The organism is Pseudoalteromonas sp. bablab_jr010 (assembly GCF_016464105.1).
Classification (GTDB): Bacteria; Pseudomonadota; Gammaproteobacteria; order Enterobacterales; family Alteromonadaceae; genus Pseudoalteromonas; species Pseudoalteromonas simplex.
The window spans coordinates 1-258 of record NZ_JACDWV010000137.1 but is presented as its reverse complement, the minus strand read 5'-3'; the positions used below and the strand labels follow the sequence as shown (position 1 = coordinate 258).

The following is a 258-nucleotide window of genomic DNA, read 5'->3' as shown; positions in this document are numbered from 1 at the left end:
TGTAAAACTGGGTACATTAACTGATTATCAAAAACCTGAAAGCCACCCTCGAAAAAGAGAATATGATTTCTTAGTTGATAGACTTTACTTAGAACAAGTGACAGATTGATTATGTTAAAAAGGCCACATATGTGGCCTTTTTAACATAATCAATCTGTCACTTGTTCTAAGTAAAGTCTATCAACTAAGAAATCATATTCTCTTTTTCGAGGGTGGCTTTCAGGTTTTTGATAATCAGTTAATGTACCCAGTTTTACA

The 258-nt window shown here is 32.6% G+C and carries 2 pseudogenes; one reads left to right on the top strand and one right to left on the bottom strand.

The features are described 5' to 3' along the window. Positions 1–109: pseudogene (locus JIG37_RS22690) on the top strand (DNA replication terminus site-binding protein); the annotation flags it as partial. Between the two features lie 40 nt (positions 110–149). Here JIG37_RS22690 and JIG37_RS22695 read toward each other — a convergent pair. Continuing rightward, positions 150–258 (bottom strand): annotated as a pseudogene (locus JIG37_RS22695) (DNA replication terminus site-binding protein); the annotation flags it as partial.